At 59.9% G+C, this 7335-nt stretch carries 9 protein-coding genes and 1 pseudogene; 6 read left to right on the top strand and 4 right to left on the bottom strand.

Annotated elements, in window-relative coordinates; genetic code table 11:
• From OB2597_RS22610 to OB2597_RS20640, 3 genes and pseudogenes are all read right to left on the bottom strand, one after another.
• A pseudogene (locus OB2597_RS22610) lies at window positions 1-222 on the bottom strand (plasmid partitioning protein RepB); the annotation flags it as partial.
• On the bottom strand, window positions 206-1399 hold the full coding sequence (repA, locus tag OB2597_RS20650; protein WP_040884156.1) for a plasmid partitioning protein RepA: 1194 nt from the start codon (window positions 1397-1399) through the stop codon (window positions 206-208). The gene repA and the pseudogene OB2597_RS22610, both read right to left, overlap by 17 nt.
• A gap of 134 nt (window positions 1400-1533) precedes the next feature.
• Window positions 1534-2415, bottom strand: coding sequence for a recombinase family protein (locus tag OB2597_RS20640; protein WP_009807472.1), 882 nt, complete (start codon window positions 2413-2415; stop codon window positions 1534-1536).
• Window positions 2416-2643: 228 nt separating this feature from the next.
• Between OB2597_RS20640 and OB2597_RS20635 the strand changes: the two genes are divergently transcribed.
• A complete protein-coding gene (locus OB2597_RS20635; RefSeq protein WP_008335981.1) occupies window positions 2644-3711 on the top strand; it encodes a hypothetical protein in 1068 nt (355 codons plus the stop codon).
• 329 nt (window positions 3712-4040) lie between these two features.
• Here OB2597_RS20635 and OB2597_RS20630 read toward each other — a convergent pair whose 3' ends face one another.
• A complete protein-coding gene (locus OB2597_RS20630; RefSeq protein ID WP_008335980.1) occupies window positions 4041-4442 on the bottom strand; it encodes a MerR family transcriptional regulator in 402 nt (133 codons plus the stop codon).
• 96 nt (window positions 4443-4538) lie between these two features.
• Between OB2597_RS20630 and OB2597_RS20625 the strand changes: the two genes are divergently transcribed.
• The 5 genes from OB2597_RS20625 (at window position 4539) to OB2597_RS20605 (ending at window position 7324) form a co-directional block, all read left to right on the top strand.
• Window positions 4539-4946 (top strand): mercuric transporter MerT family protein, encoded by a 408-nt coding sequence (locus OB2597_RS20625; protein ID WP_176244179.1) that lies wholly within the window; start codon window positions 4539-4541, stop codon window positions 4944-4946.
• Window positions 4947-4958: 12 nt separating this feature from the next.
• The gene (locus OB2597_RS20620; RefSeq protein ID WP_009807473.1) at window positions 4959-5264 is read left to right on the top strand and encodes a heavy-metal-associated domain-containing protein; all 306 of its coding nucleotides are present in this window, start codon (window positions 4959-4961) and stop codon (window positions 5262-5264) included.
• Between the two features lie 22 nt (window positions 5265-5286).
• Complete coding sequence (locus tag OB2597_RS20615) at window positions 5287-5583, top strand: hypothetical protein (protein ID WP_222481190.1); 297 nt, start codon at window positions 5287-5289, stop codon at window positions 5581-5583.
• Window positions 5584-5680: 97 nt separating this feature from the next.
• Window positions 5681-5911, top strand: coding sequence for a mercury resistance system transport protein MerF (gene merF, locus OB2597_RS20610; RefSeq protein ID WP_050759304.1), 231 nt, complete (start codon window positions 5681-5683; stop codon window positions 5909-5911).
• Between the two features lie 63 nt (window positions 5912-5974).
• Window positions 5975-7324 carry a dihydrolipoyl dehydrogenase family protein gene (locus tag OB2597_RS20605; RefSeq protein ID WP_008335974.1) on the top strand — a complete coding sequence of 450 codons (1350 nt, stop codon included), beginning with the start codon at window positions 5975-5977 and terminating at the stop codon, window positions 7322-7324.
• Window positions 7325-7335 lie beyond the last annotated feature (11 nt).

The raw sequence follows: 7335 nt of genomic DNA, 5'->3' as shown, positions 1-7335 counted from the left end.
TTCCAGTGGGCGGACCAAGACAGGCACACGCTGACCGTTCTTGGAAATAGAGTTCTTCAGGCCCTCAACGTCAATCTGAAGCCTGTCATCCAACCGTCCTTCGGTAATAATCTGCGCCGGATCGATCTCAAAAACACCGCCACGCAGTCGGCGCCCTTCAAGAGCGTCAGGAGCGTTGCGAAGGGTCTGCAGCGGCAGGCCAAGTTTAGGCTTTCTTGCCATTCCGCCCCCATGTGTTCTGGATGATTTCAGCGATCTCATCGTTCACTGCGTTCATAGATTCGATCGCACGATCAAACGTCTGACGCGTGAAGTCCTTCTTGTCAGCTTCGTAGAGCGTTTGCTTGGTCAAGCCGGCATCAGAAATTGCGGTCGACTCAACCATGTGATTGGTCAGGACCGACCTCCCAAAGAGCCCGCGAATGAAGGCGATGACTTCGGTCTGTGGCGCGTCGCCGACTTTGTATCGCGTTGGCAAGAAGCGAAGCCAATCGAAGCGCAGATTTGCGCCTGCATCCCTGATTACTCCAAGGAGATCCGCAGTCATTCGCAGGAATTGGGACATCGACATAAGGTCAAGCATCTGGGGGTGAACCGTCACGAGCACACCCGAGGACGCGGAAAGTGCTGACATCGTCAAGAAACCAAGTTGCGGCGGACAGTCGATCACAACAACGTCGTAGTTCGCTTCAACACTATCGAGTGCGTCATGAACTCTCGCGAAGAACGCCTTCGCTCCGCCTCGCTGGATCGCAGCAGGCGTCTCGTGCTCGAACTCCATGAGTTCAAGGTTGCCCGGGATAAGATCAAGGCCGCGGATGTAGGTTTTGCGGATCACTTCGGCGATCGGAACCGGATCGTCATAGCGAACGGCATCATAGAGGGTTCCGCCCTCCATGAGGTCGAGTTCTGGCTGGATTCCGTGAAGAGCCGAAAGAGATGCTTGGGGGTCGAGATCGATCGCAAGAACCCTGTACCCCTTGAGCGCCAAGCGCTGAGCGAGGTGAGCAGACGTCGTCGTTTTGCCCGATCCGCCCTTGAAGTTCACCACTGAAACGACTTGAAGCTCGTCACCGTCGCGACGTCCAGGCACGTAAGTTCCAGACTTCTTTGCATTTCCTTCAAGCGTCTGACGGATTTCCCAGATATCGTCGAGCGTATAGCGACGATGACTTCCAGCCGTCGTCTCGACGTCAACGATCTTTCCTTCTCGATGAAGCTTCCGAAGATAGGTATGGTCGACACCAAGGAGTTCAGCAGCTTCGCCGCTGGTCAAAGTGCGCATCACCTTCTTTGCATCCGGTGGGAAGTGTGCAGCGCGCTGAGCATGCAGGTTCGACGCGAGAAGTTCCGCGTAGTGCCCGATGGCGATATCTAGATCCTGTTCTGCTTCGCTCATGTCTGCCCCGATCCGTGGGCGCGTTTTTTATGTGACCGCGCGTTATTTTTCGAGACTATTGCCCGACCACCCAGATTCGTGCAAGCACTTTCTAGATTTAGTGGCAATCCGTCAGGCCAACACAAGTGTCGTGTTCAGAGGAGCCCCAACTTTTCCGCACGCTCAAGCAGCATTTTGACCGAAGACGGCTGCCAGCTAGTGCGGCCTCGAGGGGTGCGCTCACGCATCGATTCCAGCCGGTCGCAGATCGCCTGCAGTGTGATTTCCGGGTCCGAGCCTTTGATGGCAGCCACGATAGCTGGCAGGCGGTCATCGGTTTCGCGGCGTCCGGCGCGGCCAAGCACTTCATCTAGCAGAAACCCGTCGCGGACATAGGCTTTCACAGCACGGAGTAGGCGGCTTTGGGTCCAGTGCCGGTCGTGGGGCAGGGGGCCATTAATGATTCGCAAGACATCTTCCCAGGCCATATCCGGCCGTAGGCGTCGCACGTGGGGCACCCAATCCTGCGCGGTTTCGTTCAGGCGCTCCATGTAGCCGTCCTGTCGTGCCAGCCGCACCTTGCGCAGCGCGGCGGGGTCTTTGGTGCGAAGCCCAGGATTGCCACCAACGCGCCCTTTGGCGCGCGCAGAGGCAAGCCCGGCCTTTGTGCGCTCACGTATTAGCGCGCGCTCGAACTCAGCCGCGGCGCCCAGAACCTGCAATGTGAATTTTCCTTGAGGGGAGGCGGTGTCGATTGGATCCTGCAGCGAGCGGAAGAAAGCTCCCTTGGCCTCCAGACGTTCGATCACCTCCAGTAAGTGCGACAGAGACCGCGCAAGCCGGTCGATCCGCACGACGACCAGCGTATCGCCGCTCTGGACGCGTTCGAGCACCCGCGCGAGCACAGGACGCGCGCGATTGCCGCCCGAAGCGTGCTCTTCGAAGATCTCGACGCATCCCGCAGTTTGCAGGGCCTCAGACTGGGGCAGGGGGGTCTGATCCTCTGTCGATACGCGGGCATAGCCTATCAGGGGCATGAAAACGGGGCCGTTTGCAATTTCATATACCGTTACTAAACGACCGTTTGAAAACGAATGCAAGCAAGTGATCTCTTGTCGTGCTGGTGCACAATCCCCTTGGTTTTCTTGCACTGAGCGCGATCTGAGAGGTTCCGCCGACAGTCGCGCGTCCGTACTATACAAAGAGCGCGGGCAACTGCCACAAAATCGCTTGGGTAATGTGCATAATATAGATATTTTGCACATATGAAGCCGCAAGCATCTACTTTTCCTGATGATTTTGACGACCCCCTCATCACCACCGAGGGGGATGTGGGGGCTCACGAGGACGACCTCTGGTTCCTGCCGGGGCCGCTCGAAGAAGAACCGGATGATTTGCCGCCCGGGCCACGGGCAGAACCGTCCGACATTGCTGTCATCGACGACTGGGCAAAGGCGGAAGCGGCTCAGGCTGCGCGGCTGGCAAAGGTGGCTGGACGCCTGGGTGCGCTGGATGACCGCTTGCTGCGTGGCCCGGATGGCTGGCGACACAGACTGGCACTGATCGAGGCGGCAGACCTCAGCTGGCTTGCAGGGGATCGGGTGAGTTCTGACCGCCTCGCTCTTTGGATATCAATGCGATTGTCTGGCGCACAGGATGACCCGAATGCCTTGGCAAGAGTTGGCTGGGCTGTTCGCCGCCTGATGGGTGGTCCGGGTCCAATGGTCGATCTGGCGGCCTTTCTGGACCGCCGCGATCCCGAGAACATCGAGGATGCCACCGAGCGGCTAGAGGAGCGCGCGGGCGGATGGCTGGAGGTGATGAAATCAGCTGTTCATCTACACCCGATCACGCGGGCTTGCATGGGGTTTCACCTCTGGAGCTTGGCGGGTCTCGGGCAACAAGGCGACCAGATCGAAGCAGCCGTTACCGCGGCAAGGATCACGGCCAGCGACGGAAAGGGAGCGAACTTTGCACCACTAGCTATGGGTGGGGCAGGGGGGTTGCGCGCGTCGGGCTTACCACCGGAGCGTCTTGCTCGCTGGCTGGATGGGATGGAGACTGCCTGCCTGACCGCGATGCGGCACTTGGACTATATCGAGACATGGTCAGCGAGGACAGAAGCAGAGATGAGCTCGCTCTCAGGCAAAACTCCACCGGCTTTGCGTGCCGTGCTGACCGAATGGCCGCTCCTCTCCGCACCGATGGCCGAGGCCCTGACCGGCACTAGCCGAGCGGCGGTCCAGCGGAACCTGACCTGGATGGAAGAAAGGGGATTGGTCCGTGAGGTAACAGGGCAGGGAAAGTTTCGAATGTGGCGGACAGCAAATTAGAATTTGCCTAAATGCGAACAAGAACATGCCCAAGCGGGATTTCAGCCATTCAGTTTCCAGTAAAATACGCGACCTTCAGGAGAGGCGCGAGCACCTCGAAGCCGCGGTGCCGGATCGAGCGATAAATCTTGCGGTAACTCTGTGCCTGCACCTGTCCGAGTTGATCAGCTTGGCCGGCTACGGCCTGATTCGTGGAAGCGGATGTCTAGGAAACTAGGGGCACCTCAGAGCGCGGTTTCTTCGCTGCCCGCGATATTGGTCACGGTGTTCCTAGCGCGGAAGCCAAGGACTGTCCGGTTTGATTGCCGCGGATTTCCTCAAGAAACCTTTTAGGCCTCCTCCCTCAGCGCATCTATGACGGGGCATTCGGGCACATCGTCTCCGCTACATTGCGCCACGGTGGACGACAGGACGTGCTCAATGCGCTTGAGATCCGCGATCTTGGCGCGGACTGAAGCGAGATGCGCATTTGCCAGACCCTGCACCTCGCCGCAGGTCTGGGCCCCGCCATCGACCAATGCGAGCAGATCGCGAACCTCGTCGAGCGTGAACCCCAACTCGCGCGCGCGCATGATGAAGCGCAGACGCGCGACATGTCTGTCATCGTAGACGCGATAATTTTTGCTGGAGCGCGGCGGCTCGGGCATGACGCCGATGTTCTCGTAGTAGCGAATAGTTTCGAGATTGCAGCCGGTCAGCTTGGCCAGATCTCCGCGCCTGAGGACCTTCACCGATCTGTGATGATTAATCACACCAAACCCCCTTGAGCCTGTACCAGCTACAGACCCTAGATTGAGATCATCACTGAGGCAAGGATGATTCGAACCATGACTGAAACCACATCCGCCGGCCGCCAGTCGGCAATGGGCGAAACCCCGGCAGCTGACAAAAAGGCATGGGCGACAACCGGGCTCGGCGTACTCGGCGCGCTGGCCATGACCTCCTGTTGCATCCTGCCGCTGGTGCTGGTGAGCTTCGGCGTCACCGGCGTGTTCATCGCCCAGTTGGGCGCGTTCTATCAATATAAGTGGATCACCTTCGCACTGAGTGCCGCTTTCATCGGATACGGCTTTTACAAGGCGTATAGCCCGATCCCGGCCGAAGCCTGCGTTGATGGCACCTGCGCGCGACCGATGAACCGAACACTCATGCGGTCCATTCTCTGGATTGCCAGCGGGATCGTCGCCGTGGCGATGATCTTCCCCTACCTGACCCCCTACATCCTGTCCTACTGAAAGGCGTAACCGATGAAACATCTCTCTCTCGCACTCGCAACTCTCGGCATTCTGGCCGCAATGCCCGCCAGTGCCGAAGAACAGCGCATCAATGTCGGTGTCGCCGAACTGACATGCCCGACCTGCTCGTTCACCGTCGCGGCGGCGATGCGCGGCGTGCCCACGGTCGAAATCGTCGACTTCCAGGAAGGCGAGGAGTTTGGCACGGGCACTTACGTCGTGGCCTTCGACGATCAGGCGGCCAACCCAGACATGATCATCGAGGCGGTTCTGGCCAATGGCTATCCGGCCGAGGTGCTCCAGGCGGGGGAGTCCTGAGCACGGAAGGACGGGTATGGCCATGGATGACAAACATTTGGGCGGGCTTCTGGCCTTCATCATTGCCGCGCCGATCATGGTGATCTGCTGCGGCGGCGGTGGCGTCATCCTAGCCACCATTCTCGGCGGGATTGGCGGGTGGTTGATGGGGCTCGGCGGAATAGCCGCTGTCGTCGCGGCAATTGGCGCGGCGCTGGTTGTTCGCGAGATCAGGCGCAGGGGATCAGCAGGTGTCGATGGCGCACCGGATGAGACTTGCACCAAAACCCGGGCCGCCGGTGAGAGTATCCACCGCCCGGCCGATTTCGCGGCCGAGTAGAGCAACGCACCGGCACAGGTCTTTGGGCTGTTCGGGTCGATCCCGGATCCGGTGGCACCACGCAATTGATGCACCAGACATGAGGAAACAAATTACGATGCCTTCAGACGACACATCTTCGAACGGCCTTTTGAAAGTGGGCATCATCGGCACCATCATTGTGGCGCTCTGCTGCTTTACGCCCATTTTGGTGATCCTCTTCGGCGCGGTCGGCCTGGCCGCCGTCGTCGGATATCTCGACCTCGTGCTGTTTCCGGCACTGGGCATCTTTATCCTGCTGACCATTTACGCGCTCTGGCGCAAGAACGCGCGCGGCTCGGCGTCCTGAGGGAAACTGGGCTGACATCCATCCAAATAGCGCCTCAGACAAAGCATTGAAGAGAAAAACCTTATGACGAAGAGCTACGACCTTATCGTGATCGGCGGTGGAACCGGTGGCAATGGCGTCGCCCGGATGGCGGCGAATGCCGGCTGGAGCGTCGCCAGCATCGACAGCGAGCCCCATGGCGGCACCTGCGCCCTGCGCGGTTGCGATCCCAAGAAGATGCTGATCGCCGTCACCGAGGGCGTCGAGTGGGCGGAAAACATGAAGGGCAAGGGGCTGGAGGCGCAGCCTTCGGTCAACTGGTCCGACATGATCGCCTTCAAGCGCAGCTTCACCGACGCGATGCCACCGCGCATCGAGGCCGGGCTGGAAAAGGCCGGGATCGACGTCTTGCACGGAGAGGTACGGTTTACCGGCCCCGATGCGATCGAGTTGAACGGCGAGACCCTGAGGGCGAAGCATTTCCACATCGCCACCGGTGCCCGACCGATGACGCTGAACATCCCGGGCGAGGAGTATCTCGCCACCTCGACCGATTTCCTGGAACTGCCCGAGCGTCCCGACCGCATCGCCTTTGTCGGCGGCGGGTTCATCGCGATGGAATTCGCCCATGTGGCCAAGCGCGCGGGCGCGCGCGAGGTGACCGTGCTGGAGATGATGGACCGCCCCCTGGGCAACTTTGATCCCGATCTGGTCGCGATGCTGGTCGAGGCGACCGCAGAGCTGGGCGTCGATCTGCGCACCAAAGCGAAGGTGGCGAAGATCGAGAAACAGGGCGACGAAGTCGTGGTCACCGTGGAACGTCACGACGGCACCGAAACGATCACTTGCGATCTGGTGGTGCATGGCACCGGCCGCGTGCCCAACATAGACGGGCTGAACCTCGAGGCCGCTGGAGTCGAATACTCACGCCGTGGCATCAAGGTGAGCGACGCGATGCGCGCCACCAACCCGGCCATTTTCGCGGCCGGCGACTGCGCTGATAGCGGGTTGAATCTGACCCCGGTCTCGGCGGCAGAGGGACGCATCGCGGGGAAGAACATTCTGGGCGGCAAGGACGCGCGGGAGATCAAGTATCCGCCGATCCCGTCAGTGGTCTTCACCCTGCCCATGGTTGCTACCGTGGGCTTGTCGGAAGCGGCGGCCAGGGAGCAGGGGCTGAAGTTCGATGTGCATTTCGAGAAGACGGAGGGCTGGTATTCGTCGCTGCGCGTCGGCGCGAAACACACCGGATTCAAGGTTCTTGTCGAACGGGGCAGCGGGCAAATACTCGGCGCGCACCTGATCGGACCAGGAGCCGAGGAGCAGATCAATCTTTTCGCCATGGCCATGGGTGCCGGGCAGACCGCAAATCAGATCAAGGCGATGATTTTCGCTTATCCCAGTTACGCCTCCGACATCGGGTCGATGGTGTGAATTGAAATTTG

The sequence above is a fragment of the Pseudooceanicola batsensis HTCC2597 genome, assembly GCF_000152725.1.
GTDB classification, from domain to species: domain Bacteria; phylum Pseudomonadota; class Alphaproteobacteria; order Rhodobacterales; family Rhodobacteraceae; genus Pseudooceanicola; species Pseudooceanicola batsensis.
The sequence above is the reverse complement of the archived record's forward strand: the minus strand, read 5'-3'. Positions and strand labels throughout refer to the sequence as shown.

What these genes read in the sequence shown, in the direction of transcription:
- repA (WP_040884156.1), bottom strand. Translation starts at nt 1,399, where the DNA reads ATGAGCGAAGCAGAACAGGATCTAGATATCGCCATCGGGCACTACGCG.
- OB2597_RS20640 (WP_009807472.1), bottom strand. Translation starts at nt 2,415, where the DNA reads ATGCCCCTGATAGGCTATGCCCGCGTATCGACAGAGGATCAGACCCCC.
- OB2597_RS20635 (WP_008335981.1), top strand. Translation starts at nt 2,644, where the DNA reads ATGAAGCCGCAAGCATCTACTTTTCCTGATGATTTTGACGACCCCCTC.
- OB2597_RS20625 (WP_176244179.1), top strand. Translation starts at nt 4,539, where the DNA reads ATGACTGAAACCACATCCGCCGGCCGCCAGTCGGCAATGGGCGAAACC.
- OB2597_RS20620 (WP_009807473.1), top strand. Translation starts at nt 4,959, where the DNA reads ATGAAACATCTCTCTCTCGCACTCGCAACTCTCGGCATTCTGGCCGCA.
- OB2597_RS20615 (WP_222481190.1), top strand. Translation starts at nt 5,287, where the DNA reads ATGGATGACAAACATTTGGGCGGGCTTCTGGCCTTCATCATTGCCGCG.
- merF (WP_050759304.1), top strand. Translation starts at nt 5,681, where the DNA reads ATGCCTTCAGACGACACATCTTCGAACGGCCTTTTGAAAGTGGGCATC.
- OB2597_RS20605 (WP_008335974.1), top strand. Translation starts at nt 5,975, where the DNA reads ATGACGAAGAGCTACGACCTTATCGTGATCGGCGGTGGAACCGGTGGC.